Consider the following 496-nt stretch of genomic DNA (forward strand, 5'->3'; position numbering starts at 1 on the left):
CTGGTGAGCATATAGGCCGCCTGGTAGTCCTCCTTGCGGATTTCGCGCGCCAGGCCAGCCCGCTCTTTCAGCCCAGGCTCCCAGTGCTTCTCGACGATCCATGTCTTGCGAATATGCGGCATTAGCCGCGCCAGCGGCGCGGCGAGCCGTGAGGTGGCGACGTCGATCGGATGCCCCGGAAACTTCTCCGCAAGGATCTGGATTGCCGAATGGCAACGGATGAAGTCACCGATCGCCGGCAAGCAGAAGACGAGGATGGGACGCAACAGGCGCTACCTTTAGACCCGGAACAATTGCCATCAATGGCTGATATGACGGTGATTTGTCACGGAAGCGCTTCGCCATCAAGGATGCGCGCATAGAGTTCCAGATAGGCTTTCGCCGTCTTCTCGATCGGGAACCTGTCCGCGGCCGACTGGCGGCATCGTCTCGCCGGCAGGTCTCCGATTTCGGCAAGGCCGCGGGCGAACTCCTCGTCGGTCTCGAAGAAGCGGCC

Annotated in this window: 1 pseudogene; it reads right to left on the reverse strand. The window is 61.5% G+C overall.

The annotated features are described in order from the left end of the window. A pseudogene (locus EN786_RS36055) lies at positions 1-266 on the reverse strand (lipopolysaccharide heptosyltransferase II); the annotation flags it as partial. Between the last annotated feature and the right edge of the window lie 230 nt (positions 267-496).

Source organism: Mesorhizobium sp. M4B.F.Ca.ET.143.01.1.1, from assembly GCF_004792275.1.
Taxonomy (GTDB): domain Bacteria; phylum Pseudomonadota; class Alphaproteobacteria; order Rhizobiales; family Rhizobiaceae; genus Mesorhizobium; species Mesorhizobium abyssinicae.